Raw genomic sequence first — 26,784 nt, forward strand, 5'->3', positions numbered from 1 at the left:
CAGGGGATCGGGAAGGAGTGCAGGGATGGGAAACATGAAGGGTTTGACGCTGAAGGTCCGCCTGCAGGGCTTGATGCTGATCGTGATACTGGTGGTGTGCGCCGTGGGCATGTTCAGCGTGTCCCACCAGCGGCAAAGCATGATGCAGGACCGGCAAGACAAGGTGCGCAATCTGGTGGAGGGCGTGGTGACCATGGTGAGCACCTATGAGCAACTGGTGGCGGAGGGAAAGTTCAAGGAGGCCGATGCCAAGCTCACGCTGTCCAAGGTGATCAGCTCCATGCATTACGACAAGTCGGACTATTTTTTCGCCTATGACGCGGACTGGAACTATGTCGCGCATGGCGCCAAGCCCGAACTGATAGGCAAGAATCTGGCCGGGGTCAAGGACCCGAACGGCGTCGAGCTGAAGACCCTGTTCCAAGGTGCGATCAATTCACCCGGAGGCGGGGGCTACGCCGAATATGTGTGGAGCAAGCCAGGCTTCTCCGACCCCGTGCCCAAACTGTCCTATATCAGCACCACGCCGGGCTGGCACTGGATCATCGGCACCGGCATTTATCTGGACGATGTGCAAGCGGCTTTCCATCGGGAGCTGTGGTGGCTGGGCGGGGTGATGGTGCTGGCGATGCTGCTGCTGCTGGGGCTGGGCGGCATGATATTGCGCAATGTGCTGGGGCAGCTGGGCGGCGATCCGCAAGATACGGTGGCGGTGGTCAAGCGCATTGCGGCGGGCCAGCTGTGCGAACCCGTTCCGGTGCGCGCAGGCGACGCCAGCAGCCTGATGGCGGCGGTGAGCGGCATGCAGATGGAGTTGCAGCGGCTGGTGCGCGATATCGTGGACGGCGCCAACCGCTTGTCGCAGGTGAGCAGCGAAGTGACGGCCGAGGCGGAGGCGGTGGACAAGGGGTCGGAGCAGCAAAGTTCGGCCGCTACCGCGATGGCGGCATCGATCGAGCAGCTGACGGTCAGCGTCAATCACATCTCCGACCGTTCGCAGGACGCGCGCGATCTGGCCAAGGAGTCCGGCACCTTGTCCAAGAGCGGCGGGGCGGTGATCGCCGAGGCGGTGAACGAGATGCGGCGCATCAACGACGCGGTGGATCAGACTTCCGGCATCATCACCAGCCTGGCAGGCAAGACGCAGACCATTTCCAGCATCATGCAAGTGATCCGCGACATCGCCGATCAGACCAATCTGTTGGCGCTGAACGCGGCCATCGAGGCGGCGCGCGCTGGCGAGATGGGCCGCGGCTTTGCCGTGGTGGCGGACGAGGTGCGCAAGCTGTCCGAGCGCACGGCGCAGGCCACGCAGGAGATCGCCACGATGATCCAGGATGTGCAGCAGGGCGCGGAGCATTCGCGCCTCAGCATGGAAGAGGCGGTGGCCCGGGTGAAGGCCGGGCTTGGCCTGGCGGAGCAGGCCGGCGACGAAATCGCCCGCATTCAGAACAGCGCCAATGGCGTGATAGGCGTGGTGGGCGATATTTCCTACGCCTTGCAGGAGCAAAGCGTGGCCAGCCAGCATATCGCCCAGCACGTGGAGCAGATCGCGGCCAGCGCCAGCAGCAATGCGGCGGCGTCGCAGGCGGCATCGCAGGCCATCCACAGCATGCATCAATTGGCGACCAATCTGCGCCAGCTGGTATCGCGCTTCCACGTGGATCGCTGAGCGCGCGGGCTGGCGGAGGCGGGACAGAAAACGGCGGCGTCTCGGAAGAAGCGCCGCCGTTTTCTCATCCTGCGTTTCGCGTCGCAGGCATCGCTACCTTAAGGCGCGCGAACCGCGCCGCAGACCGTAGAGAAATGGGCGAGGGCAGCGTCAGCCAGGCGTGGCTTAATGCTGGCCGCGTCGCCTCCAGCCCAAGCCCAGCGCCAGGATGAGCAGCAGGGCGCAGCCGGCGATGACCGGCAGATTGCCCACGCGCATGTATGGCGTCAGTCCCTGGCGGCTCTGGGCGAAGCCGGTCAGCACCTGGGTGGTGAACGGCGCGGCGATGGCGGAGATTTCGCCGTCGGGCCGGATGATGGCGGTCATGCCGTTATTGGTGGCGCGCAGCATGTAGCGGCCGGTTTCCAGCGAACGCGCCTGCGATAGCTGCAGGTGTTGGCTCATGGCCTCGCTCTTGCCGAACCAGGCCAGGTTGCTGATGTTGGCCAGGATGCCGGCCTGGGCTGCCGGACCGATCAGCTCCTCGCCGAAGCTGTCTTCATAGCAGATGTTGAACGCCACCTTTTGTCCCGCCAGCGTCAGCGGGGCCTGGTTGGCGCCGCCGCGGCTGAAGCCGGACAGCGGCATGTCCATGTGCTGGTAGATCCAGCCTATCAGCGCCGGCACCGGCACGAACTCGCCAAACGGCACCAGATGGTCCTTGGCGTAGTAGGGCATCTTGGGATCGGTCAGCGCCACCACGGCATTCAGATAGCCGCGGCCATCCGGGGTGCGGCGCGGCACGCCGCTGGCAAGCGCCATGCCGGCGCGCTTGGCCTCGCCGCGCATCATGGTCAGATAGCCGGAAGGCAGGTCGTCCAGGAATAGCGGCAACGCGGTTTCCGGCAGGATCATCAGATCGGCCCGCGTTTTCGCTACCTGGCGGTAATAGGTCAGCAGCGACAATTCCAGGTTTTCCGGCGACCATTTCATTTCCTGGGCGATATTGCCCTGCGCCAGCGCCACGGTGATGGGCTTGCCGACCGGGATAGTCCATTCGCGGCCGCGCAGCCAGAAGCCGCTGCCCCAAATCAGGCCGGCCGCCAGCAGGATGGCCAGCCGCTGCCGCATGCCGGCGCGCGCCAGCATGGCCAGGGCGCCGGCGGACAGCGCCACCAGATAGCTGACCAGATGGATGCCGCCCAGCGGCGCGTAGCCGGACAAGGGGCTCTCCGTGATTTGCGAATAGCCGGCGGCGGCCCACGGAAAGCCGGTCATCACCCAGCTGCGCAGCCATTCGCCCAGCTCCCAGGCGGCGGGAAAGGCGATCAGCCAGCGTACCGCGGGGCGGCTGTCGATGCGGCAGGCTATCCAGGCCGCCAGGCCGGGATACAGCCCCAGATAGGCGGGCAGCAGCAGCACCAGCGGCGCGGCGATCCAGGCCGGCAAGCCGGCTACGTCGTGCAGACTGTCGTAAATCCACTTGAAGTTGCTGGTATAGGCGGCCACGCCCCAGACATAGCCTATCCAGAAGGCGCGGCGCGGCTCGCGCTGCAATAGTTCGATCAGCGCCGCCAGGCACAGCGGCATCAGCCAGAACAAGCGGTAGGGGGCGAAGGCAAACAGGGTCAGCGCGCCGGCTAGCGCGGCGGCCAGCAATAAAAACAGGATTCGCATGGGCTAGCGTGTCGTGTGTGAGGGGTTGGCGGCCGGCAAGCCGGCCGCTTTCAGCATAGGCCTTATTCGGCCTGGCCGACGGCAGACTGGACGCGCTCCACCAGCAGCGTGTCCAGGCGGCGGCTGTCGGCGCGCAGCACGGTGAAGCGCAGGCCGGCGGCTTCGATCTTCTCGCCGCGTTTGGGCAGGTGGCCGGTCAGCGAAATCACCAGGCCGCCGACGGTGTCGACGTCATCGTCGGCGTACTCGGTGCCAAAGTAATGGTTGAAGTCTTCGATCTCGGTCAGCGCCTTGACGCGATAACGTTCGTGGCCGCGCACCGGCACGATGTCGTCCTCGTCGTCTTCGATGTCGTATTCGTCCTCAATGTCGCCGACGATTTGTTCGATCACGTCCTCGATGGTCACCAGGCCGCAGACGCCGCCGTATTCGTCCACCACCACCGCCATGTGGTTGTGGGTGGCGCGGAAGTCTCGCAGCAGCACGTTCAGCGGTTTGGATTCCGGCACGAACACCGCCGGGCGCAGCACGTTCTTCAGATTGAAGGTGGCGGGCGCATGGAAGTAACGCAGCAACTCTTTGGCCAGCAGGATGCCTTGCACGTCATCCTTGCTCTCGCCTATCACCGGGAAGCGCGAGTGGCCGCTGTCGATCACCGTGGGCAGGAAACGCGAGATCGGATCGTCGATGTTCAGCACATGCATCTGGCTGCGCGGGATCATCACGTCGCGCACGGTCAGCTCGCTGACCTCCAACACGCCTTCGATCATGCCTAGCGCCTCGGCGTCCAGCAGATTGCGTTCGAAGGCATTGTGCAGCAATTCGATCAAATCCTCGCGGTCCTCCGGCTCGCGCATGAGCATGGTGGACAGGCGTTCAAGCCAACTAGGTCGCGGTTTACTGGGGTCTTCCATTTCTTAGTGTTGCTCCTCGTGGTAGGGATCGGGATATCCTAGCCGTTTAACGATGACGGTTTCAAGCGCTTCCATCGCTTCGGCCTCGTCGTCTTCCTCGTGGTCGAAGCCCTGCAGATGCAGCATGCCGTGCACCAGCAGGTGGGCGTAGTGGGCCATCAGGTCTTTGTTTTGCTCGGCGGCTTCCTTTTCCACCACCGGCGCGCACAGCACCAGATCGCCGAACAGCGGCAGGCCGGCCACCGTCTCGCCTTCGTTCAGGGCAAAGGACAAAACGTTGGTCGCATAATCCTTGCCGCGGTAGTCATTGTTGAGCTGACGGCCTTCAGCGGCATCGACGATGACGATGCTGACCTGGGCCAGTTTGACCTGGCGTTGCAGCGCGGCCTGGCAGGCGCGGCGGATCAGCGCCGGCTCCGGCAGGATGGCGGCGTCGGTGCGCAGGTCCAGGGTCAACTCCAGCCGCGCCCTCAGGCGGGCCAGCAGCGGGTGGCGTTTAGCTTTTTTCATCTTGCTTGCTTTGATAGGTGTCGTAGGCGTCGACGATTTTCTGCACCAAGGGATGGCGCACCACGTCGTGGCTGGTGAAATGATGGAAATGAATGCCGCGCACCTGGCCGAGGATACGCTCCACTTCCACCAGGCCGCTCTTCTGGTGGCGGGCCAGGTCGATCTGCGTCACGTCGCCGGTGATCACCGCCTTGGAGCCGAAGCCTATGCGGGTCAGGAACATCTTCATCTGCTCCGGCGTGGTGTTCTGCGCCTCGTCCAGAATGATGAAGGCGTGGTTCAGCGTGCGGCCGCGCATATAGGCCAGCGGCGCGATTTCGATCAGATTTTTCTCGAACAGCCGGGTGACGCGGTCGAAACCCATCAGGTCATACAGCGCGTCGTACAGCGGCCGCAGGTAGGGGTCCACCTTCTGCGCCAGGTCGCCGGGCAGGAAGCCCAGCTTCTCGCCGGCCTCTACCGCCGGGCGCACCAGCACGATGCGCTTGACCGCGTCGCGCTCCATCGCGTCCACCGCGCAGGCGACGGCCAGATAGGTTTTGCCGGTGCCGGCCGGGCCGATGCCGAAGGTGACGTCGTGCTGCTGGATGGCCTTGATGTAGCGGGCCTGGTTGGGCGTGCGGCCCTTGAGGTCGCCGCGGCGCGTAGCCAGCACCGGCGACTCTTCCTGCTCCGCCGTGTCTTGCTGTTGGCGCAGCTCCACCAGGGTCAGCTGCACGTCGTCGATGGAGACGTCCTGTTTGTCGGCCAGCAGGTAGAGCCGGGTCAGGGCCTCGATCGCCAACTTGGCGGCCGGGCCTTGCGCGCGGAAGGCTTCGCCGCGGCGCTGCACCACCACGTCCAGTCCGGTTTCTATCTGTTTCAGGTTTTCGTCCAGCGGACCGGCCAGGCGAGCCAGCCTGTCGTTGTCCACCGGGTTGAAGCTCAGGGATTCGCTCGTGCTCATGCGGTTTGCAATTGTCGGCTTAATTGTTCAAAAACGGCGGCATGGCTGCCGTGTGAGACCTGGCAGGCCGCCATGCCCAGCTTGCGGGCCGGCGCGATGTCGCGCTCCCCGTCGTCGCCTACCATCAGGCAGTGTTCCGGCGCGAGGTTTTCCAGCGCCAGCGCGTGGCGGAACATGCGCGGATCGGGTTTGGCCGCGCCGGCCTCGTCCACGGTGACGACGTGGCGGAAGTGATGGTCGATGCCCAGGTGGGCCAGCTTGTCGCGCTGTTGTTCGGCGGCGCCGTTGCTGACCACGATGCGGATCAGATGGCGCGTGGCGTCGAGAAACGCGGCCGCGCCGGGCGTGAGCCGGCGGTGGCGGCGATAAGCGTCCATATAGGGCTGGAACAGCCGCGCGGCTTCGTCATCGTTTAGATGCGGCAGGTTCAGGAAGTCGCGCAGCCGCTCGTGGCGCTGCTGTTCTATCGTCAATTCGCCTTGCTCGAAACGATGCCAGTGGCGGGCCACGCAGCCGCGCCAGCGGCGGAGCAGCTCGTTATCGGATTCGGCGAAGCGGGCGGCATGCGGGCCGATGAAGGCGGCAAAGCCTTGCGCCGTGGCGTGGCGGTCGTCGAACAGCGTGTCGTCCAGGTCCAGCAGCAGGGCCTTGATGCCGCGCGGGTTCATGCTTCTGTCAGGCTTTCCAGGCCGGGCGCGGCCATGCTGGGGACAAACTCGATGATGTCGTAGCGGGCCACGCCGCCTTGGGCGAACGGGTCTTGCGCCAGACGCGCCTCCAGCGCCGCGCGTTCGCCGCGGGCCAGGATGACGCCGCCGTCGCGCGGGACTTTGCGGCCGGAGGCGACAAACAGGCCGTCGGCATAGGCTTGCTTCAGCCACTGCACATGGGCGGGCAGCAAGGCGTCCACATCGGACAGCGGGGCGGTATAGGTCAGCGACACGACAAACATGCTTCATCCTCCGTGAAGAAAGAGGGCACAGCATACGCCCGGCAATTTGCATTGCATAGCGCGCCGCGCCCCTGCACGGTCAGACGCTTTCGTGGGTCACCACCTCGCCGGCCAGCGAGTGCGGGAAGGCGGCGGTGATGCGGACGTCTATCATTTGGCCCAAGAGGCGCGGGTGGCCGGCGAAGTTGACCACGCGGTTGTTGGCGGCGCGCGCCGCCAGCATGGTGGCGTCCTTCTTCGACACGTTTTCCACCAGCACACGCTGCACGGTGCCGACCATGGACTGGTTGATGGCGAAGCCCTTGGCCTCGATCACCTCGTTCAGCGCTTCCAGGCGGCGCACCTTCTCCGCGTGCGGCGTGTCGTCCGGCAGATTGGCCGCCGGCGTGCCCGGACGCGGGCTGTAGATGAAGACGAAGCTGAAGTCGAACTCGCAATCGCGCACCAGTTTCAGCGTCTGCTCGAAGTCGGCCTCGGTCTCGCCGGGGAAGCCGACGATGAAATCCGAGGACAGGCACAGGTCCGGCCGGATGGCGCGCAGCTTGCGGATGATGGACTTGTATTCCAGGCCGGTGTAGCCGCGCTTCATCGCCATCAGGATGCGGTCGGAGCCGCTCTGCACCGGCAGGTGCAGGTGGGAGACCAGCTTGGGCAGCTTGGCGTAGCAGTCGATGATGCGCTGGCTGAATTCGCGCGGGTGGCTGGTGGTGAAGCGGATGCGCTCCACGCCCGGCACTTCGTGCACGTACTCCAGCAGCAGGGCGAAGTCGGCGATCTCGCCGTCGCTCATTTGGCCGCGGTAGGCGTTGACGTTCTGGCCCAGCAGCGTGATTTCCTTGACGCCCTGGGCGGCCAGGCCGGCGATCTCGGTCAACACGTCCTCGAACGGGCGCGACACTTCTTCGCCGCGGGTGTAGGGCACCACGCAGAACGAGCAGTACTTGGAACAGCCTTCCATGATGGAGACGAAGGCCGCGCCGCCGTCCACCTTGGCCGGCGGGATGTGGTCGAACTTCTCGATTTCCGGGAAGGAAATGTCCACCTGCGAGCGGCCGCTCTGCTTGCGGCTCTCGATCAGGTCCGGCAGGCGGTGCAGCGTCTGCGGACCGAACACCACGTCCACATACGGCGCGCGCTTGACGATGGCGTCGCCTTCCTGGCTGGCCACGCAGCCGCCCACGCCGATGATCAGGTTGGGATTGGCTTCCTTCAGCGGGCGGATGCGGCCCAGGTCGGAAAACACCTTCTCCTGCGCTTTTTCCCGCACGCTACAGGTGTTGAACAGGATGACGTCGGCTTCTTCCGGGTTGTCCGTCTTGACCATGCCTTCGGCGCTGCCCAGCACGTCCGCCATCTTGTCGGAATCGTACTCGTTCATTTGGCAGCCGAAGGTCTTGATGTATACCTTCTTCATTGCTACTTGGATTTCCAGCTGTGTTCGGTTTCAGGGGGAGGCCTGGGCCTGGCGCTGCTTCAGCGCCTCGATTTCCTCATCGCCCAGCACCCAGATGCGGTTGATGTTGCCTTGCGGATCGAAGGTCACGCCTGCGACGCGGCCATTCAGCTCGTTCAATTGCCCGCTCAGCAGGAAGCGGTTGTGTTCGTCGAAAATCCTGACGCCCGGCGCCACCGGGAAGCGCTGCGGCGCTAAGGCGATCAACGTGACGAGGCGCTGCAGCAGGGTGCGGTCGCCGCGGGTGAACGCCAGGCCCGCCTCGTTGGCATCGCCCAGCGTGCCCAAAACCAGGCTGTCCGGCAGCAGCCGGCCGGCGTAGGCGGGCAGGATCTGGCATAGCAGGCAGAGGGCGGCGAGGAGTTTTTTCATAGCAAATTGAACGCGTTGCGCGCGATTTTAGCATAGCCGGCGGCCGTGCCGGCCAAATGTTTTTGCGCCGCCTCAGGCGCGGGCGGCGGATTTGGCCGCCTGCCGCTCGGCCAAAGCGAACATCATCGGGTTGAGCAGGATGGAGACGATGGCGCCGGCCAGGATCAGCGCCTGGCCGCGCGCGCTGAGCAAGCCCAAGGACATGCCCAGGCCGGCCAGGATGAAGGAGAACTCGCCTATCTGCGCCAAGCTGGCGGCGATGCGCAGGCTGGTGTGGCGGCTGAGGCGGAACAGGCGCACGATGCCGTAAGCGGCGGCGGACTTGCCCAGCACGATGATCAGCACGGTGGCGATCAATACCGGCGCATCCTGCAGCAGCACCTGCGGGTCCAGCAGCATGCCCACGGAGACGAAGAACAATACGGCGAAGGCCTCGCGCAGCGGCAGCGACTCCTCGGCGGCGCGGTGGCTGAACGGCGACTCCGCCATCACCATGCCGGCGAAGAAGGCGCCCAGGGCGAAGGAAATCTGGAACAGCTGAGTGGCGCCGTAGGCCACGCCCAGGGCGGTGGCCAGCACGCCCAGGCGGAACAGCTCGCGGTTGCCGGTGTGGACGATGCGCTCCAGCATCCACGGAATGAAGCGGCGGCCCACCACCAGCATCAGCGCGACGAAGGCGGCCACCTTGGCCATGGTCAGCGCCAGGGTCCAGCCCAGCTGCGCCCAGGACGGCGCGGCCTGGCCGCCTCCCAGCACGCCGGCGAAGGCCGGCAGCAGCACCAGGGTGATCACCATCACCAGATCCTCCACCACCAGCCAGCCGACGGCGATCTTGCCATCCTCGGTTTCCAGCCAGCCGTGCTCTTCCAACGCGCGCAGCAGCACCACGGTGCTGGCCACGGACAAGGCCAGGCCGAATACCAGCCCTTCGCCCGGCGGCCAGCCCAGGAAATGCGACAGCCCCATGCCCAGCAAGGTGGCCACGGCGATCTGCGCCAAGGCGCCGGGCACGGCGATGGACTTCACCGCCAGCAGGTCCTTGATCGAAAAATGCTGGCCCACGCCGAACATCAGCAGGATCACTCCCAGCTCCGCCAGTTCCGGCGCCAGAGCGGTGTCGGCCTGAAAGCCCGGCGTGAACGGGCCGACCAGGATGCCGGCGGTCAGATAGCCCACCAGCGGCGGCAGCTTCAGGCGCAGCGCCAAGGCGCCGAAGGCGAAGGCGAACACCAGGCCGCCGACGATGGTGGTGATCAGGGGGGTGTCGTGGGGCATGGGCAAAGTTCCGTTGGAATGACTGAATGATATAAAGACGGTATATCAGAGGCCTAGTTCCGATAAATTTTCTTCTATTGATTCAACATCACTCTGCCGCGAGGCGGGCGACGCCTGCTCGCGCCGGCGCAAGGGGGCCGGCCGCCGGGCTTGGCGTCAGAAACGCTCGAAGGGCTGCAAGTAGCGCCATTCTCCCGGCTGCAGGCCGGACAAGGCCAGGCGGCCGATGCGGATGCAGCGCGCGCCTTGCAGATCAACGCCGAGCTGGCGGCTGATTTCGTCGAAGAAACCGGCGCGCGGCGCGTAAACGGCGCAGCGCAGCTGATGATCGCTCTGGCGGCTGATCTTGCACTGGCGCAGCGGCTTGCCGTCCAGGCGCAGGGTGGCGACGCGTTTTTTCAGCTCATCGGGAGCGGGCGCCAGCGCCACTTGCAGCAGGAACTCCATCTCGCATTCGGCCAGGTGGCGCGGCAGCTTCTTGTCCTGGGTCAGTACGACCAGGCCATGGCACAGTTCGTCAATGGCGCCGAAGGCTGTCAGGTGTTGGCGATGCCGCGCCAGCCAGACTTGCTCGGAAGCGTCTTGCGGCGAGCGGCTGTCCGGTCCCAACCACTGCGCCGGCGGCGCGTCCTCATCGGCCGGGCGGTTCAGCAGCATCGTCACCGGCAGGGTCGCCAAGGCTTGCGGCATGCCGGCCAGCGTGATCTCTTGCTCCGGCAATACGCGCGCGCCCAGCGTGTTGACCACTTTGCCATCCACCTTCACCAGGCCTTGCTCGATGCAGGCGTCAGCCTCGCGCCGCGAGCACAGTCCCAGTTCCACCATGCGCTTGGACAGGCGCACGCTCGTCTCGTCCATTGTTCGCTTCCTTATCAAATGGACGGCGATTATCCGCCCTGGACGACGGACTGACAAACGGCTTAGGCCTGGCGCGAGCCAAGCGGCGCGAGTTTGCTCCAGGACGGGCCGATGGCCAGATTGCACAGCACAATGCCGAGGATGGCCAGCGCGCCGCCCATCATCATGCCCGGCGTCAAGCGCTCGCCCAGGAGCGCCGCGCCCAGCAACACGGCGGTGAGCGGGTTCAAGGCGATGAAGGCGCCGGACCGGGTGGGGCCTATCTTCTGGATGCCGTCGTAGTACCAGATATAGGCCAGCGCCGAGCCCAGCGCGCCCAGATAGAGCAGGCTGGCCCATTGCGCCGGCCGCAAGCGGGCGATGGCGGCGAGATCCGCGGCGCCCAGAATCCAGGTGGCGGCGCACAGCATGGCGGTGCCGAGCAGGATGGACCAGGTGACGGTCTGCAGCGGCCCCAGGCTGCGCGACAAGCCGCGCGAGGCCACGCTGTACACCACCCAGCTGCCGACGCAGCCCAGGATCAGCAGGTCGCCGAGCCAAGGGTGCATGCCCGCCAGCGCGCCTCCGCTTTTGCCGACGATGACCAGGCCGGCGCCGGCCAGGCACAGCGCCACGCCGGCCAGCTTGAGGGGCGGCAACGCTTCCTTCAACAGCAGCCAGGAGGCCAGCGCGATCATGGCCGGATTCAGCGCCACGATCAGCGAGGCGCGCGCGGCGCTGACCAGTTGCAGACCGTAGAAGAAGCACAGGTTGTAGCCGAAGATGCCGAAACCGCCGAGCAGCAGCAATTGCAGCGCCTGCCGGGCCGACGGGCGGGCCAGCGGCGTGCGCGTGGCGGCCAGGAAGGCCAATAGCGTCAGGCTGGCGATGCCGAAGCGCAGGCTGGCGGCCAGCAAGGGCGGCACGCCGCCGGCCAGTAGGCGGCCGGCGATGAAGGTGCCGCCCCAGATGGCGGAGACCAGGGCCAGCTGCAGATAAAGACGGGGCGAGGCGCGTTCATGCATGGAGGGCGGCATCCTGGTTGGCGGTTTCGCGGCGCTGCTTGCAGGCCTGCAGGGTCAGCGGCAGCAGTTCGCGCTGGGCGCGGCTGCCGCCCAGCACGCCCCAGCGCGGCTGCTGCTCGTTCAGCTTGTCCAGGCAGGCTTGGTAGCGGCCGTGGGCAAAGTCCAGGATGGCCTGCAGCACCGCGATGCCGGTGTGGTGGGTGTCCCTGTCCAGGCCGAAGCCATCGCATTCGGCGATCAATTTCTCAATCAGGAAGGGCTGCCCGCTGGCGGCGAAGGCCAGGGCGGCGTGCAGACGGTGGAAGTAGGACATGGACGAGCCTATGCTGCCGCTCCACAGTCCCGCCAGCTGCCGCCATTGGTCGTCGAAGCGGCTGTCGTCGGGATGGCGCAGGCGATGGCGCCACAGGAAGGCCACCGCGTCCAGGTCCTGTTTGGCGAACAGGCTGTCCTTCAGCGCGTACATCTCGTGGAAGGTGCGCACCGCCAGCTCGGTCTGCTCGCTTTTCTCGTAAGCGATGGCCAGGTGCCAGTAGACATGCATGCGCATGCCGGCGTTGTCTATCCACTGCTCGCGGCACTGTTCCAGGAACAGGCACAGCTCCTCCCAGCATTGCTGTTCATGCAGCGCGTGCGCCACCGCATGGATGCCGTAGATATTGTCCGGGCAATGGCGCAGCGAATCCAGGCCCAGCTTCAGCGCCGGCTGGGCGCGGCCGGCTTCGACATGAACGAAGGCTTTGACGCCCAGATAGTAGGAGTACAGCGGATGGCGGTCGTCAATATGCTGGTCGAACAGCGCCAGGTCGGGCATCAGTTCCGGCGTCTGGCTGGCGCAGAAGTCGAACATATGGGCGCAAAACAGCGCGATCACGTCGGTCGGATAGCGATGCAGATGCTGGCGGAAGTGCCGGCGAGCGGCGGCGTAGTCGAAGCTGACCCAGCTTTGGAAAGCCGCCACCAGCGTGCGCAGCTCCGGCCGCTCGGTCTCGGCCTTGTCCAGTTGTTGCAGGCAGAGGGTGAATTTGTACAGGTCTTTCAGTTCGCAGGAGGTGATGGCGTCGAAGCCCATCAGCAACTGGCGATAAATGGCCTGAGCGCGGTTTTGCGGGAGCAGGCTGTCAGGGATGCCCTTCAGCGACAGAAAATGGCCGTTGATTGCCGGCCACAGCGTCGAAGCGCCGTCGGTGGCGGCGAAGGGGGAAGCGTTCATGCGGTACGGCTCCGTTGCGGGCATGCCGGCTGCGCTGTGCCTGAGGCGCGGTTTGCTCCGGCATGCTGGATGATGGTGATCGTTTGCGATTGCATATTCTTATGCCAAATGCGAGTCATGGTAAAATGAGCTTTCACTCATGTTGGTGGGTATCGCCATGACTTTGACCCAATTGCAGATCTTTTCCTTGGTGGCGGAGTTGCAAGGCTTTACCGCGGCGGCCGCCCGGCTGGGCATCTCGCAGTCGGCCGTGTCGCACGCCATCCGCCAGCTGGAGCGCGAACTGGACGTGGAGCTGCTGCAGCGGCGGCTAGGCGCGGTGGAACTCACCGACATCGGCCGCCAGCTGCTGCCGCGCATGCGCGGCATGCTGGGGCTGGCGGAGACGGTAAGGCAGGAGGCGGCGGACGCGCGCGGCATGCGCCAGGGCACGCTGCGCATCGGCTCTTTTGGCCCCACTTCCTCCATGCGGTTGTTGCCGGCCATTCTGGCGAGCTATCGCCAGCTATACCCGGGCATAGAAATCCATATCGACGAGGGGCCGGACCGGCTGGTGCTGCAATGGCTGCAGGACCGGCGCATCGATGCCGGCTTCGTGGTGCTGCCGGAGCCGCGCTTCGACACCTATGCGCTGCTGGAGGACCAGATGGTGGCGGTGCTGCCGGCCGGCCATGCGCTGGCGGAGCGGACCGCAGTGACGTTGTCAGAGTTGTGCGGCGATCCTTTCGTGCTGACCGAGGCCGGCTCGGCGGAGCTGGTCAGCCACCTGTTTCAGTCGGCGCGCTTGCAGCCTAATGTGCGCTATCGCTGCGCCCAGTTGCTCAGCACGCTGGAAATCGTCGCCAGCGGCGAGGCGGTGACGCTGGTGGCGGAGATGTCGCTGCCCCGCGTGCCGTATCCGGGCGGTTATGTCAGCCGTCCCTTGTCGCCGCCGGTGACGCGGCGTGTCGGCATCGCCGTGTTAAGCGAGGCCGAGGCCAGCCCGGCTGCGCGGGCCTTTGTGCAGCTGGCGGCGCGCATGCAACGCGAAGGCGGCTTCGCCGTTTGAGCGAATCCAGCAAACCATGTCAAGAACAGTCTGGCCCGCCGCGGCATAGTGGCGGCCATGGAGGACGGATATGGACAAAGCGGACCGCTATGCGCGGCGTTTCGACAAGGTGCTGGATTACATCGCCAGCCATCTGGACCAGCCGCTGGAGGTGGAGCGCTTGAGCCGGGTGGCCCATTTCTCCGTCTTTCATTTTCACCGCCAGTTTTCAGCCTATTTGGGCGTGAGCGTGGCCCGCTACATCCTGACGCAAAGGCTGCGTCGGGCGTCGTACCGGCTGGTGTTCCAGCCAGGGGCCAAGATCACGGACATTGCGCTGGACTGCGGTTTCGACAATCCGGAGTCGTTTTCGCGCGCTTTCAGACAGATGCAGGGCCAGTCGCCCAGCGAGTTTCGCCGCCGGCCGGACTGGGCCGGGTGGCATGCGCGGATGACGCCTCCCGTCAGTGAAAGGATGGACAGTATGGATGTGAAAATCGTCAAGGTGGCGACCGTCATGGTGGCGGCGTTGGAGCATAGGGGGCCGCCGGAGAAGGTCAACGACAGCGCCCTGCGCTTCATCGCATGGCGCAAGGAAAGCGGCCTATCGCCGGTGGCCAGCAGCCAGACCTACGGCATCGCCTACGACAACCCGGAAACCACGGAGCCGGAGGCTTTCCGCTTCGACATCTGCGGCAGTGTCGACGCGCCGGTGCCTGCCAATCCGCAGGGCGTGGTGGGCAAGCCAATCCCCGGCGGGCGCTGCGCGGTGGTGCGCCATCAGGGCTCCCACCATCAGCTGGGTGGCAGTGTGGGGTATTTGTATCGTGAGTGGCTGCCTGGCAGCGGCGAGACGCCGCGTGACTTCCCGGTGTACTTCCACGATCTGAACTTGGCCGGCGACACGCCGGAGCATCTGCTGCAAACCGACATCTACCTGCCGCTGCGTTGATGGCGTTCGGACTGGCGCAGGGCTTTCTGTTGCGAGCCCTCGCGCCCTGGATAGCGGTGGGCGGATGCATCGCCAGCCGCATCGCTTGCGCGCGCAGGGCTTGGAGGCGGCTGCCTTGCCGTGGCAGATTTTGTGGGAATGAGCTTGTCGGAAGATGAATGCAAAATAGGCCAGCATCAGCTGGCCTATTTTTTATTTGGTGGCGAATCAGGGACTCGAACCCCGGACCTGCGGATTATGATTCCGTCGCTCTAACCGACTGAGCTAATTCGCCGCGAGAACCCGCTTGCGCGTTTTCTCAACAAACTGTGGTGGCGAATCAGGGACTCGAACCCCGGACCTGCGGATTATGATTCCGTCGCTCTAACCGACTGAGCTAATTCGCCACATTTCGATGCTGTTGCACCGAGACGCGAAATATACGCACCGCTCCTAGTGCTGTCAAGTCCGGATTGAAAAAATTACAGCGTGTAGCAACGGTCGCCGCGGGAGAAGCCCAGCCAGTCTATGGAGACGCCCTTGCCGAAGCCTATCGCCTTGAAGGTTTCGCCCATTTCCTGCGGCGACAGCAGCCGCTGCGCCGCCTTGGCCACCGGCAGATAGGTTTTGACGTCGTTCGGGTCCAGCCGCTGCAGCCGCTCGGTCAGGCCGCAGTTGAGCAGAAACTGCGCTTGGCTGGCGTAGCCTATCAGGTTCAGCCCGGCATCTATGCCGCTCTGCGCGACGGCGCTGAAGTCCACGTGGCAGGTCAGATCCATCAGGCCAGGCAGGTAGAACGGGTCCTGCACGGTGTGGTGGCGGTAGTGGCCCAGCAAGGTGCCCATGCTGCGCTCCGGGTGGTAATACTCGGATGCGGCGTGGCCGTAGTCGATCATCAGGATGGCGCCGCGCGTCAGCGCGCCGGCCACGGTCGCGATGAAGCCGCGGTTGGCCAGGCTGATTTCGGTTTCATAGCGCGGGATGTCCGGCACCAGCTGCGCGGCCAGTTCGGCCAGGCGGGGATCGGCGAAGTCGCGGTCTTGGTAGCACAGGGCGCCGTCGCGTATCGTCACCCCGCGTTGGCGCAGCAGGCGGTTTTCGTCGCGGAACACCATTTCACAGGGCATGGCGTCCAGCAGTTCGTTGCCGATGACGATGCCGTCGATGGCGTCCGGCAGCAGGCTGGCCCATTCGACGCGATCCGCCAAGTGCGGCAGCGCGGCGCGGATATTGTCGCGCTGGCGGTCTATCAAGTCTGGCGACAGGTCCAGGATGATGTATTTCTGAGGCAAGCAGCCCAGCGTTTCCAGCTCGGCCAGCAGGTCTATCGCCAGTTTGCCGGTGCCGGCGCCGAACTCGTAGACTATGCCGGCTGTTTGCGGCAGCAGCTCGGCCAATTGGCGCGCCAGGCTCTGGCCGAACAGCGGCGTCAGCTCCGGCGCGGTGATGAAGTCGCCTTCCGCGCCCAGCTTGCGGCTGCCTGCGGCATAATAGCCCATGCCGGGCGCGTAAAGCGCCAATTCCATATAATGCGAAAACGGTATCCAGCCGCCGGCGTCGGCGATGGTCTGGCTGATGCGGCCGCACAGGGCCTGGCTGAGCGCCAGCGCTTCGGGGCTGGCGGCGGGGAGGGTGGTCATGGTGGTCGTCCTGCTACAATGTGGCGCGATTGTGGTGCAAAGCGCCGTGCCCGGGAAGAGGCAATTTTAAACGAGGAAGCCATGCTGACAGAGCGACAACAAGACGAGCGCGTAGTGTTGATTACCGGCGGCGCGCGCCGGGTAGGCGCCGGCATCGCCCGGCTATTACATGGCCGCGGCTTGAGGCTGGTGTTGCATTATCGCGGCTCGCGTGCCGAGGCCGAGGCGCTGGCGAGCGAGCTGAACGCCGCGCGGGCGGACAGCGTGGCGCTGGTCCAGGCGGATTTATTGGATGCAGCGGCCCTGCCGGACTTGGCCGAGCGCGCGCTGGCGGCCTTCGGCCGCATCGATGGCCTGGTCAACAACGCCTCCAGCTTCTTCCCCACCGAGGTGGGGAAGATAGACGAGGCGGCCTGGCATGATCTGATGGGCAGCAATCTGAAAGCGCCGCTGTTCCTGAGCCAGGCGTTGGCGCCGGAGCTGACGCGGCGCGGCGGCGCCATCGTCGGCATCGCCGACATCCATGTGGACCGGCCGATGGCGCGCCACGTGGTGTACAACCTGGCCAAGGCCGGCCACGCCCAGCTGATTCGCAGCCTGGCCATCGAACTGGCGCCGGCGGTGCGCGTCAACGGCGTGGCGCCGGGCGTCAATCTGTGGCCGGACGGCGCGGAGTCGTTTGGCCCGGAGGTTCGCGCCAAGATCGAAGCCACCATCCCGCTGCAGCGCACCGGCGTGCCGGAGGACATCGCGCGCGCGGTGGCTTTCCTGCTGCTGGACGCCACTTATGTCACCGGCCAGATCCTGGCGGTGGACGGGGGGCGCGGCATCGTGCTGTGACGGTTTGCCGCCGCCATGGATTTTGGCGGCGGGAACCGGTAAAATCGTCTGTTTTTCAATTTCTTAGCCGTACCCATGTCCGAACTGAACGCCGTGCTCGACGACAAGGCCAAGAAGGCCGCGTTTGAAGGCAATAAACTGGCCAAGCGCCTGCGCCACCACGTTGGTGACGCCATCAATGATTTCAATATGATCGAAGAAGGCGACCGCGTGATGGTCTGCCTGTCGGGCGGCAAGGACAGCTACACCTTGCTGGATATCCTGCTGGGCCTGCAGAAATCCGCGCCTATCGACTTTTCCATCGTCGCCGTCAATCTGGACCAGAAGCAGCCGGGCTTTCCCGAGCACGTGCTGCCGGAGTATCTCGCGTCCATAGGCGTGGAGTACCGCATCGTCGAGGAGGATACCTACTCCATCGTCAAGAAGCTGGTGCCGGAAGGCAAGACCACCTGCAGCCTGTGCTCGCGCCTGCGCCGGGGCATTTTGTATCGCGTGGCGGACGAACTGGGCGCCACCAAGATCGCGCTGGGCCACCACCGCGACGACATCCTGCACACGCTGTTCCTGAACATGTTCTACGGCGGCAAGATGAAGGCGATGCCGCCCAAGCTGGTGTCCGACGACGGCCGCCACATGGTGATCCGCCCGCTGGCCTATTGCCGCGAGAAGGACATCATCCGTTACGCCGATCTGAAAGCCTTCCCCATCATTCCGTGCAATCTGTGCGGCTCGCAGCCCAATCTGCAGCGGCAGGTGGTGAAGGAAATGGTCAACGACTGGGACAAGCGCTTCCCCGGCCGCGTCGAGAGCATGTTCCGCGCGCTGCAGAATGTGGTCCCCTCGCATCTGGCCGATACCGGCTTGTATGACTTCGCGTCGCTGAAGACCGGCGACGCGCCGTTCGCCGACGGCGATACGGCTTTCGACAAGGAAGAGTTCCGCGACCCGCCGCCCGATGCGGAGGATGTGGATGCGGCGCCGAAGAAGCGCACCATCAGCATCCTGGACTCCCGCCCCAAGGAGACAGACTGTGGCGCGTAGGGCCTTGCATCCGTTCCGCCGCCGCGTGCGGCCGGCGCTGGAGGACATGCCGGAGGTGGAGATCTCGGAAGAGGGCAATATCCGCTCGCTGCATTTGGGCTCGGAAACCATACAAAGCTCAATGGATCTGGATGATCCGCCGGACCTGGTGCTCAGCTACAGCCGCGCCATGATGGGCTTTTTGCTGTGGAACGACGACCCCAAGCACATCCTGCAGATCGGCCTGGGCGGCGGTTCCTTCGCCCGCTTCATCGACGAGTATCTGCCGGACGCCGTCAGTGTGGCGGTGGACATCAATCCGCAGGTGATCGCGGTGGCGCGCGCCTTCTTCCAGCTGCCGGAGGAGGGCGATTTCTTCGAGATCGTCGAGGCCGACGGCGCCGACTACGTGAAGATTTTCCGCGGCTCCACCGACGCCATTCTGGTGGATGGCTTCGACGGCCTGCAGATCGTCGACGCGCTGACCACGGAAGATTTTTTCGAGGACTGCAAGCGGGCCTTGAGTCCCAAGGGCGTGTTCGTCACCAACTGGTGGAGCGGCGACAAGCGCTACCACAGTTTCGTCGAACGCTTATTGAACGTTTTCGAGGGTCGGGTGATCGAACTGCCTGCCGCCACCCACGGCAACGTCGCGGTGATGGCCTTCCGCCAAAGCCCGACGCTGACGCAATGGGAGGCGTTGAAGAAACGCGCCGACGAGCTGGAGGGGCGCTTTGGGCTGGAGTTCGGCGAATTCGTGAACCGGCTCAAGCAGACCAATCAGCAGACCGCCGGCCACCTGCTGGTCTGAGCCAGGACAAATCCACCGCGAAAACCGCGCGGCGGTTACGTTTGCTTACCCAAAAAGCGCTGGCGCGCGGCGTATAATGCCAAGTTGCACGCGCCTTGCGCGCCGGTTTCGGGCCTGGCCAGGGTCAGTCGCGGCGAGACAATACGCTTACCGAATGACAGGGCGGCAGACGGGCGTCTGCCGCTCAAGCTTTTACATCCTGTTGGGACATTCATCGTGATCAAGCAGCAACTGCTCAATCGTATCGCGGACAAATCCGCTGTGATCGGCATCGTGGGTCTGGGCTATGTCGGCCTGCCGCTGATGCTGCGTTTCGCCGAAGTCGGCTACAAAGTGCTGGGCTTCGACATCGACCAGAGCAAGGTCGATGCCCTGATGGCCGGCAAGAGCTATATCGAGCACATCTCCGCCGAGAGCATCGCCACCGCCCGCGAGCGCGGTTTCGAAGCCACCACTGATTTCTCCCGCGCGCCGGAAGCCGACACGCTGATCCTGTGCGTGCCGACGCCGCTGAACAAATACCGCGAGCCGGACCTCAGCTTCGTGCTGGACACCATGGACAGCCTGGTGCCGTATCTGCGCGAAGGCCATCTGGTATCGCTGGAATCCACCACCTACCCGGGCACCACCGACGAAGAGCTGCTGCCGCGCATGGAGTCGCGCGGCTTCAAGGTGGGCGAGAACGCCTTCCTGGTGTTCTCGCCGGAGCGCGAAGATCCGGGCAACCCCAACTTCACCACCCGCACCATTCCCAAGGTGTGCGGCGGCTACAGCGAGGCCTGCCAGGAAATCGGCGTGGCGCTCTATAGCGCGGTGATCGATAAAGTGGTGCCGGTGTCGTCCACCCGCGCCGCGGAAATGACCAAGCTGCTGGAAAACATCCACCGCGCGGTCAATATCGGCCTGGTCAACGAGATGAAGATCGTCGCCGACAAGATGGGCATCGACATCCACGAAGTGATCCGCGCCGCGGCCACCAAGCCCTTCGGCTTCGTGCCTTACTATCCGGGCCCGGGCCTGGGCGGCCACTGCATCCCGATCGACCCGTTCTACCTGACCTGGAAAGCCCGCGAATACGGCGTCAACACCCGCTTCATCGAGCTGGCCGGCGAAGTGAACAGCGCCATGCCCGATTATGTAGTCTCGAAAGTAGCCTCCGCGCTGAACCTGCGCAAGAAGGCCATCAACGGCAGCCGCGTGCTGGTGCTGGGCATCGCCTATAAGAAGAACGTGGACGACATGCGCGAAAGCCCGTCGGTGTTCCTGATGGAGAAGCTGCGCGACCTGGGCGCGGAAGTGTCCTACAGCGATCCGCACGTGCCGGTGTTCCCGAAGATGCGCGAGCATCATTTCGAGCTGTCCAGCGTGGTACTGACCGCCGAGTCCATCGCCAGCTACGACTGCGTGCTGCTGGCCACCGACCACGACAAGTTCGACTACGAGCTGATCCAAGCCAAGGCCCAACTGATCGTCGACAGCCGCGGCAAGTATCTGCAGCCGGCCGACAATATCGTCAAGGCTTGATTTTTTTTGCCACGAAACCCACGAAATCCACGGAAGCCAAACCCGGAAACGGGGCGGTTTTTCGTGTTTTTTAGTGGGTTTCGTGGCGCATAAAAGGCATCGCGCAATATGCAAACCCTGCACCTTCCTCCGATTACCGACCGCAAGATCCGCTTCGCCCTGGTGGGTTGCGGCCGCATCGCCAACAACCACTTCGGCGCGCTGGAAAAGCACGCCGACCGCGCCGAGCTGGTCGACGTCTGCGACATCGATCCGGCGGCGCTGGCGGCGGCGGTGGCGCGCACCGGCGCCCGCGGCCACAGCAATCTGACCGACATGCTGGCGCAGACCGCGGCCGACATCATCATTTTGACCACGCCGTCCGGCCTGCATCCGACCCAGAGCATAGAGTGCTCCGAGGCGGGCTTCCACGTGATGACGGAAAAGCCGATGGCCACCCGCTGGGAAGATGGCCTGGCAATGGTCAAGGCGGCGGACAGGGCCAAGAAATACCTGTTCGTGGTCAAGCAGAACCGCCGCAACGACACGCTGCAGCTGCTCAAGCGCGCGATGACGGAAAAGCGCTTCGGCCGCATCTACATGGTCAACGTCAATGTGTTCTGGACCCGTCCGCAGGAGTATTACGACGCGGCCGGCTGGCGCGGCACTTGGGAATTCGACGGCGGCGCCTTCATGAACCAGGCCAGCCACTATGTCGACCTGCTGGATTGGCTGATCGGACCGGTGGAGAGCGTGCAAGCCTATACCGCCACCTTGGCGCGCAATATCGAGGTGGAAGACACCGGCACCGTCAGCGTCAAATGGCGCTCCGGCGCGCTGGGCAGCATGAATGTCACCATGCTGACCTACCCGAAGAATCTGGAAGGCAGCATCACCATTCTGGGCGAAAAGGGTTCGGTGCGCGTCGGCGGCGTGGCCGTCAACGAAATCCAGCACTGGGAGTTTTCCGAGCCGCACGCGATGGACGAGGACATCAAGCAAGCCAGCTACGCGACCACCAGCGTCTACGGCTTCGGCCATCCGCTGTACTACGACAATGTGATCAAGACCATGCGCGGCGAAGCCACGCCGGAAACAGACGGCCGCGAAGGCCTGAAGTCGCTGGAGCTGCTGATCGCGATGTATTTGTCCGCGCGCGACGGCCGCCGCGTCAGCCTGCCGCTGGATTATTAAGGCGGACAGCATGTTCAGAAAGATAGTAGACGGCGTATTGTGGGGTTTGGGATTCTGGCTGGTCGGTGGTGTTTTGATGTTGATATTTTCCTCTTTCGGAAGCCATGTAGAAGCCCAGAAGCAAGTGCCAGCGGTATCAGCCCAGCAGCGGGATGCCGAGCGCCAACGCGCTCGCTATGAAGACTTGATGAGCCGCCAGGAAAAAGCCATGGCTCGTTACGAGCAACAGTTGAATCGTCTGGATAAGCTTTTGGAAAAATGGGAGCGGCAGAAATGAGCCAGGTTCACATCCACCCCTCCGCCATCGTCGACGACGGCGCGCAAATCGGCGAAGGGACCCGCGTCTGGCATTGGGTGCACATCTGCGGCGGCGCCAGGATAGGCAAAGGCTGCTCCTTCGGCCAGAACGTGTTCGTCGGCAACGACGTGCTGATCGGCGACAACGTCAAGGTGCAGAACAATGTGTCGATCTACGACGCGGTGACGCTGGAGGACGACGTGTTCTGCGGCCCGTCCATGGTGTTCACCAACGTCAACAATCCGCGCAGCCACGTCAACCGCAAGAACGAATACCGCCGCACCGTGGTGAAGAAGGGCGCCTCCATCGGCGCCAACGCCACCATCGTCTGCGGCCATACCGTGGGCGAGTTCGCCTTCATCGGCGCCGGCGCGGTGGTGACGCGCGACGTGCCGGCCTACGCGTTGATGGTGGGGACGCCGGCCAAGCGCATAGGCTGGATGTGCCGCTGCGGCGAGCGCATCTCAAACGAGATCGGCACGCAGAGCTGTCCGGCCTGCGGCATCCATTACGAAGTCGGCGGCAATCACTGCACGCCGGTTTGATTTTTTAGCCGCGAACCCCACGAAACGACACGAAAAATAGCAGACCGGACGCGCAGGTTCGCAATTTGGAAATTCCACGCGTAATTGCGTGTTTTTCGTGGTTTCGCGGCAAATGAAAGCCTAAACATGTCTATCCAGTTCATCGATCTGAAAGCGCAATACCAGCATCTGAAAGCCGACATCGACGCCCGCATCCACGCGGTGCTGGATCATGGCCAGTACATCATGGGGCCGGAGGTGAAGGAGCTGGAGGAGCAACTGGCCGCCTACACCGGCGCCAAGCACGCCATCGGCGTCTGCGACGGCACCAAGGCGCTGCTGATCGCGATGATGGCGCTGGGCATCGGCCCCGGCGACGAAGTCATCACCACGCCGTTCACTTTCATCGCCACCGGCGAGATGATCGCCTTGCTCGGCGCCAAGCCGGTGTTCGTCGACATCGACCCCGTCAGCTACAACCTGGACCCGGCGCGGCTGGAAGCGGCGATCACGGCCAAGACCCGCGCCATCATGCCGGTCAGCCTGTATGGCCAGGCGGCGGACTTCGACGCCATCAACGCCATCGCCGCCAAGCACGGCATCCCGGTGATCGAAGACGGCGCGCAAAGCTTCGGCGCCAGCCAGCACGGCAACAAGTCCGGCAATCTGTCCACCATAGGCTGCACCAGCTTCTTCCCGAGCAAGCCCTTGGGCTGCTACGGCGACGGCGGGGCGGTATTCACCAGCGACGACGCGCTGGCCAAGAAAATCCGCGAGATCCGCGTGCATGGCCAGGACCGCCGCTACCACCACCCGGTGATCGGCCTGAACGGCCGCCTGGACACCATCCAGGCCGCGGTGCTGCTGGCCAAGCTGCCCAGCTTCGCCGACGAAGTGGCCGCGCGCGAGCGCATCGGCGCGCGTTACAGCGCGTTGTTGAAGGACGTGGCCCGCGTGCCGGTGATCGGCGCCGGCAACACCCACGTCTACGCGCAATACACCATCGAGGTGGACGAGCGCGACGCGGTGCAGGCCAAGCTGAAAGCGCTGGGCGTGCCCACCGCCGTGCATTACCCGATTCCGCTGCACCTGCAGCCGGCCTTCGCCCACCTGGGCCAGGGCGAGGGCAGCTTCCCGCACGCCGAGGCCGCTGGCCGCAGGGTGATGAGCCTGCCGATGCACCCCTTCCTGACGGAAGCGGCGCAGGATGCCATTGTGGATGCGGTGAAGCAGGCGTTGGGCTGAGCAAATGGTGTTCTTGCCGCGCATTCCGCGCCATGGCTTTGCCGGCCACATCGTCACCCTGGCCACGGGCGCTGCGGTGGCGCAGCTGATTCCCTTGCTGGCGGTGCCGTTGATCGGACGCTTATATACGCCGCACGATCAGGGCATCAGCACAGTCTATGTGAGCTGGCTGTCCGCCTTGGCCGTCCTCGCCACCGCGCGTTATGAAATGGCCATCGTATTGCCGGCCGAGGAAAAGCGCGCCGTCAATCTGATGGGCTTGTCGCTGCTGTGCGCCAGCTTGCTGGCCGGCGCGCTGTTCATGCTGGCCATACTGGGCGGGCACGAGCATCTGGCGACCCACCTGGGCGCGCCCTCCTTGCAGCCATGGCTGTTGTTGCTGCCGCTTTCGGTCTGGCTGAACGGCATGATGCAGGCCTGGACCAATTGGAACAACCGGCACCGCCGTTACCGCGCCAATGCCAATGGACGCATGGCCCAATCCATCGGCATGGCCGGCACCCAGGTATTGGGCGGCGTGCTGGGCGCCGGCGCGGCAGGCTTGATCCTGGGGCAGCTGGCCGGGCAAGTGTCTTCACTGCTGGCCCAGCTGTGGACCGACATCAAGGCCCGCTTCGGCTGGCGGCATGAGATCAGCCGGTCCGGCATGGCGGCGGAGGCCAAGGCCTATGTCGAATTTCCCAAGGTCAACGCGCCGCATGCCTTGAGCATGGCCATGCAGGACACGATCACCATCACGGTGTTGACCATGCTGGCTGGCATCCATGCGGTGGGCCTGTACGGCATGATGATGCGCGTGTTGAAGATGCCGGCGGCGCTGATCGGCCAGGCGGTGGGGCAAGTGGCCTATCGGGAGTTGGCCGAGGCGCGCAATCAGGGCCAGCCCTTGCGGCCTATCCTGCGCAAGATGATGTTGATGTTGTTCGGCATGGGGTTATTTCCTTTCCTGGTGATTCAGCTATTCGGCCAGGAGGTTTTCACTCTGGTGTTGGGTCCCAAGTGGTCGGAAGCGGGCCGCTACGCCGAGGCGATGTCGCTGTTCATCCTGTTCCACTTCGTCGCCTCGCCGCTGGGCATGGTGCCCCCGGTGATCAACCGGCAGCGTTTCGCCTTTTTCTTGTCCCTGGTGCAGTCCGTGCTGTTCCTGGGGTCATTGTGGCTGGGATTCCATCTCTGGCGGGATGCGGTGGCCACTTTCCAGCTGGTCTCTGTGGTGATGGCCGGTTACTTCCTGGTTTATTTCTCCTGGCTTTATAAGGCGGCGCGATGAACTTGCACGGACTTTTCAGCCGTATCCGCTTTCGATTGTCCGCATGGATTCGGCCGCGCATGGTTTACGGCTTCCGGCGCGGCGATGGCGTTTACCTCAAGCGTACCCGCGTTTCCAACATGACGCGCTTGGAGCATATCGACAAGTTGATGGTCGAGGACAATGTCTACATCGGCCACTTCAATCTGATCGACGCCTCCGGCGGCCTCCACATCGGCGAGGGCTGCCAGATCACCAATTATGTGTCGGTGTTGACGCACTCCAGCCACGTGGCGATACGCCTGTATGGCCGCGAGTACCTGTCGCAAAGCAAGCACGTCGGCTATCTGAAAAAGCCGAGCCGGCTAGGCAAATACAGCTTCGTCGGCCCGCATTCGGTGCTGATGCCGGGCGTGGTTTTGGGCAAGGGCAGCATCGTGTCGGCTTATAGCTTCGTGCAGGCCGGCGAGTACCCCGACTTCGCCATTCTGGCCGGCAACCCGGCGCGCGTCGTCGGCGACACCCGCGACGCCGACGCCGAATGGCTGGCGCAGAACCCGGAGCTGCATCACCTGTACGAGGCCTGGGCCGATGACTGATCGCATCGCCCGCCTGCTGGTGGTGGGTTCGGCCTCGATTCATACCTGGCGCTTCCTGGCCGGCATCGCGCCGCACGTGGACGAGCTGTACCTGGCCTGCAACGGCGAGGTGCCCGCCGACCGGCGGCCGGCCAATCTGAAGGCCGAGCTGCGCGTCGATTTCAGCCTGAAGGCGCTGTCCAGCGCCGGCAAGCTCAAGTCCTGGATCGCCGAGGTGAAGCCCGACGTGGTTCATGTGCACCAGGCCAATAGCGTGGCCTGGCACGCGCGCCGCGCGCTGGCTGGCTCGAATCTCCCCATGCTGCTGACGGCCTGGGGCTCGGACGTGCTGCTGCTGCCCGATCAGAACCCCGTGATGCGCGCCATGGTGCGCGGCAATCTGCAGGCTGCGGCGGCCATTACCTCGGATTCGCTGTATATGGCGGCGAAGATACGCGAGCTGGCGGGGGACTGCCGCATCGCCCTGCTCAATTACGGCATCGACGCGCTGCCGCCGCAGCCTGTTATCGCCGCCAAGAAGAAACAGGTCTTGTCTTGCCGTTTGCACAAGCCGCTGTACCGCATCGACGCCATCCTCAAGGGCTGGGCCGAGGTGGAAAGCAGCGGCCAGTTTGATGGCTGGAATCTGGTGGTCGCCGCCAGCGGCGGCGAGACCGACAATTTGAAGCGGCTGGCGGCCTCCCTGGGCCTCAAGCGAGTCGAGTTCGCCGGCTTCGTCGACAGTGCCGCGCTGGGCAAGCTGTACTCCGACTCCCGCGTCTTCGTCAGCGTGCCGCGCTCCGACGCCACCAGCATCAGCTTGCTGGAAGCGATGGGCCATGGCTGCCTGCCGCTGTTGTCCAATCTGCCGGCCAACGGCGAATGGGTGATAGACGGCCTGAACGGCATGATCGCCGAGGACGTGAGCCGGCTGGCGCCGCAACTGCTCCGCGCCATGGAGCGGGCCGAAGACGACGCCGCGCTGTCGCGCATCGCCGAAACGAATCGCGGCCTGGTGGCGGCCAAGGCGCTGCATCAGGCCAATATGGCCGGCTTCGCCGATTTGCTCCGCGAGCTGGCCGCGCAAAAGGTTTAAAAA

The 26,784-nt window shown here is 64.5% G+C and carries 27 protein-coding genes and 2 tRNA genes; 14 read left to right on the forward strand and 15 right to left on the reverse strand.

The window, feature by feature from the left end:
• Positions 1-25 precede the first annotated feature (25 nt).
• Complete coding sequence (locus tag FYK34_RS19495) at positions 26-1,672, forward strand: methyl-accepting chemotaxis protein (protein WP_231137318.1); 1,647 nt, start codon at positions 26-28, stop codon at positions 1,670-1,672.
• Positions 1,673-1,837: 165 nt separating this feature from the next.
• Here FYK34_RS19495 and lnt read toward each other — a convergent pair whose 3' ends face one another.
• From lnt to FYK34_RS19555, 12 genes are all read right to left on the reverse strand, one after another.
• Positions 1,838-3,328: an apolipoprotein N-acyltransferase gene (lnt, locus tag FYK34_RS19500; RefSeq protein WP_168209811.1), complete on the reverse strand. Its 1,491-nt coding sequence runs from the start codon at positions 3,326-3,328 to the stop codon at positions 1,838-1,840.
• A 62-nt stretch (positions 3,329-3,390) separates the two neighbouring features.
• Positions 3,391-4,242, reverse strand: a complete 852-nt coding sequence (locus FYK34_RS19505; protein ID WP_149299390.1) for an HlyC/CorC family transporter — start codon at positions 4,240-4,242, stop codon at positions 3,391-3,393.
• A 3-nt stretch (positions 4,243-4,245) separates the two neighbouring features.
• Complete coding sequence (gene ybeY / locus FYK34_RS19510; RefSeq protein ID WP_149299392.1) at positions 4,246-4,752, reverse strand: rRNA maturation RNase YbeY; 507 nt, start codon at positions 4,750-4,752, stop codon at positions 4,246-4,248.
• The gene (locus FYK34_RS19515) at positions 4,739-5,698 is read right to left on the reverse strand and encodes a PhoH family protein (RefSeq protein WP_149299395.1); all 960 of its coding nucleotides are present in this window, start codon (positions 5,696-5,698) and stop codon (positions 4,739-4,741) included. The genes ybeY and FYK34_RS19515 overlap by 14 nt, the downstream gene beginning before the upstream one ends.
• Positions 5,695-6,366, reverse strand: a complete 672-nt coding sequence (locus tag FYK34_RS19520; RefSeq protein ID WP_149299397.1) for an HAD family hydrolase — start codon at positions 6,364-6,366, stop codon at positions 5,695-5,697. The genes FYK34_RS19515 and FYK34_RS19520 overlap by 4 nt, the downstream gene beginning before the upstream one ends.
• Positions 6,363-6,650 carry a YciI family protein gene (locus tag FYK34_RS19525; RefSeq protein WP_149299400.1) on the reverse strand — a complete coding sequence of 96 codons (288 nt, stop codon included), beginning with the start codon at positions 6,648-6,650 and terminating at the stop codon, positions 6,363-6,365. Before FYK34_RS19525 ends, FYK34_RS19520 begins: the two co-directional genes overlap by 4 nt.
• 79 nt (positions 6,651-6,729) lie before the next feature.
• A complete protein-coding gene (gene miaB / locus FYK34_RS19530; protein WP_149299402.1) occupies positions 6,730-8,064 on the reverse strand; it encodes a tRNA (N6-isopentenyl adenosine(37)-C2)-methylthiotransferase MiaB in 1,335 nt (444 codons plus the stop codon).
• 30 nt (positions 8,065-8,094) lie between these two features.
• Positions 8,095-8,475: a hypothetical protein gene (locus FYK34_RS19535; protein ID WP_149299404.1), complete on the reverse strand. Its 381-nt coding sequence runs from the start codon at positions 8,473-8,475 to the stop codon at positions 8,095-8,097.
• Between the two features lie 72 nt (positions 8,476-8,547).
• On the reverse strand, positions 8,548-9,750 hold the full coding sequence (locus FYK34_RS19540; protein ID WP_149299406.1) for a cation:proton antiporter domain-containing protein: 1,203 nt from the start codon (positions 9,748-9,750) through the stop codon (positions 8,548-8,550).
• Between the two features lie 156 nt (positions 9,751-9,906).
• Positions 9,907-10,608: an RNA pseudouridine synthase gene (locus tag FYK34_RS19545; RefSeq protein WP_149299408.1), complete on the reverse strand. Its 702-nt coding sequence runs from the start codon at positions 10,606-10,608 to the stop codon at positions 9,907-9,909.
• A 62-nt stretch (positions 10,609-10,670) separates the two neighbouring features.
• Positions 10,671-11,612, reverse strand: a complete 942-nt coding sequence (locus FYK34_RS19550; RefSeq protein ID WP_196782544.1) for a DMT family transporter — start codon at positions 11,610-11,612, stop codon at positions 10,671-10,673.
• Positions 11,605-12,825, reverse strand: a complete 1,221-nt coding sequence (locus FYK34_RS19555; protein WP_149299412.1) for a tetratricopeptide repeat protein — start codon at positions 12,823-12,825, stop codon at positions 11,605-11,607. The genes FYK34_RS19550 and FYK34_RS19555 overlap by 8 nt, the downstream gene beginning before the upstream one ends.
• Before the next feature lie 157 nt (positions 12,826-12,982).
• On the opposite strand from FYK34_RS19555, the gene FYK34_RS19560 reads away from it, so the two are divergent.
• Positions 12,983-13,873, forward strand: coding sequence for a LysR family transcriptional regulator (locus FYK34_RS19560; RefSeq protein ID WP_149299414.1), 891 nt, complete (start codon positions 12,983-12,985; stop codon positions 13,871-13,873).
• Between the two features lie 70 nt (positions 13,874-13,943).
• Complete coding sequence (locus tag FYK34_RS19565) at positions 13,944-14,804, forward strand: AraC family transcriptional regulator (protein WP_149299416.1); 861 nt, start codon at positions 13,944-13,946, stop codon at positions 14,802-14,804.
• Positions 14,805-15,001: 197 nt separating this feature from the next.
• On the opposite strand, the gene FYK34_RS19570 is transcribed toward FYK34_RS19565, so the two are convergent.
• The 3 genes from FYK34_RS19570 to FYK34_RS19580 form a co-directional block, all read right to left on the reverse strand.
• Positions 15,002-15,078: transfer RNA gene (locus FYK34_RS19570), tRNA-Met, on the reverse strand.
• 35 nt (positions 15,079-15,113) lie between these two features.
• A tRNA-Met gene (locus FYK34_RS19575) sits at positions 15,114-15,190 on the reverse strand.
• Between the two features lie 75 nt (positions 15,191-15,265).
• Positions 15,266-16,423: a class I SAM-dependent methyltransferase gene (locus FYK34_RS19580; RefSeq protein ID WP_149299419.1), complete on the reverse strand. Its 1,158-nt coding sequence runs from the start codon at positions 16,421-16,423 to the stop codon at positions 15,266-15,268.
• An 81-nt stretch (positions 16,424-16,504) separates the two neighbouring features.
• On the opposite strand from FYK34_RS19580, the gene FYK34_RS19585 reads away from it, so the two are divergent.
• From FYK34_RS19585 to FYK34_RS19635, 11 genes are all read left to right on the forward strand, one after another.
• The gene (locus tag FYK34_RS19585; RefSeq protein WP_149299420.1) at positions 16,505-17,263 is read left to right on the forward strand and encodes a pteridine reductase; all 759 of its coding nucleotides are present in this window, start codon (positions 16,505-16,507) and stop codon (positions 17,261-17,263) included.
• A gap of 75 nt (positions 17,264-17,338) precedes the next feature.
• A complete protein-coding gene (gene ttcA, locus FYK34_RS19590) occupies positions 17,339-18,304 on the forward strand; it encodes a tRNA 2-thiocytidine(32) synthetase TtcA (RefSeq protein ID WP_149299422.1) in 966 nt (321 codons plus the stop codon).
• Positions 18,294-19,094, forward strand: coding sequence for a polyamine aminopropyltransferase (locus FYK34_RS19595; protein ID WP_149299424.1), 801 nt, complete (start codon positions 18,294-18,296; stop codon positions 19,092-19,094). The genes ttcA and FYK34_RS19595 overlap by 11 nt, the downstream gene beginning before the upstream one ends.
• Positions 19,095-19,313: 219 nt before the next feature.
• Positions 19,314-20,618: a nucleotide sugar dehydrogenase gene (locus tag FYK34_RS19600; protein ID WP_149300093.1), complete on the forward strand. Its 1,305-nt coding sequence runs from the start codon at positions 19,314-19,316 to the stop codon at positions 20,616-20,618.
• 108 nt (positions 20,619-20,726) lie between these two features.
• Positions 20,727-21,791, forward strand: coding sequence for a Gfo/Idh/MocA family protein (locus FYK34_RS19605; RefSeq protein ID WP_149299426.1), 1,065 nt, complete (start codon positions 20,727-20,729; stop codon positions 21,789-21,791).
• Between the two features lie 10 nt (positions 21,792-21,801).
• The gene (locus FYK34_RS19610) at positions 21,802-22,068 is read left to right on the forward strand and encodes a hypothetical protein (RefSeq protein WP_149299428.1); all 267 of its coding nucleotides are present in this window, start codon (positions 21,802-21,804) and stop codon (positions 22,066-22,068) included.
• Positions 22,065-22,634 carry an acyltransferase gene (locus FYK34_RS19615; RefSeq protein ID WP_149299430.1) on the forward strand — a complete coding sequence of 190 codons (570 nt, stop codon included), beginning with the start codon at positions 22,065-22,067 and terminating at the stop codon, positions 22,632-22,634. The genes FYK34_RS19610 and FYK34_RS19615 overlap by 4 nt, the downstream gene beginning before the upstream one ends.
• 126 nt (positions 22,635-22,760) lie before the next feature.
• Positions 22,761-23,858 (forward strand): DegT/DnrJ/EryC1/StrS family aminotransferase, encoded by a 1,098-nt coding sequence (locus FYK34_RS19620; protein ID WP_149299432.1) that lies wholly within the window; start codon positions 22,761-22,763, stop codon positions 23,856-23,858.
• Positions 23,859-23,862: 4 nt separating this feature from the next.
• Positions 23,863-25,128, forward strand: a complete 1,266-nt coding sequence (locus FYK34_RS19625) for a lipopolysaccharide biosynthesis protein (RefSeq protein WP_149299434.1) — start codon at positions 23,863-23,865, stop codon at positions 25,126-25,128.
• A gap of 59 nt (positions 25,129-25,187) precedes the next feature.
• On the forward strand, positions 25,188-25,706 hold the full coding sequence (locus FYK34_RS19630) for an acyltransferase (protein WP_231137319.1): 519 nt from the start codon (positions 25,188-25,190) through the stop codon (positions 25,704-25,706).
• On the forward strand, positions 25,699-26,781 hold the full coding sequence (locus FYK34_RS19635) for a glycosyltransferase family 4 protein (RefSeq protein WP_149299438.1): 1,083 nt from the start codon (positions 25,699-25,701) through the stop codon (positions 26,779-26,781). Before FYK34_RS19630 ends, FYK34_RS19635 begins: the two co-directional genes overlap by 8 nt.
• The last annotated feature ends 3 nt before the right edge of the window (positions 26,782-26,784 follow it).

Source organism: Chromobacterium paludis (genome assembly GCF_008275125.1).
Taxonomy (GTDB): Bacteria; Pseudomonadota; Gammaproteobacteria; order Burkholderiales; family Chromobacteriaceae; genus Chromobacterium; species Chromobacterium paludis.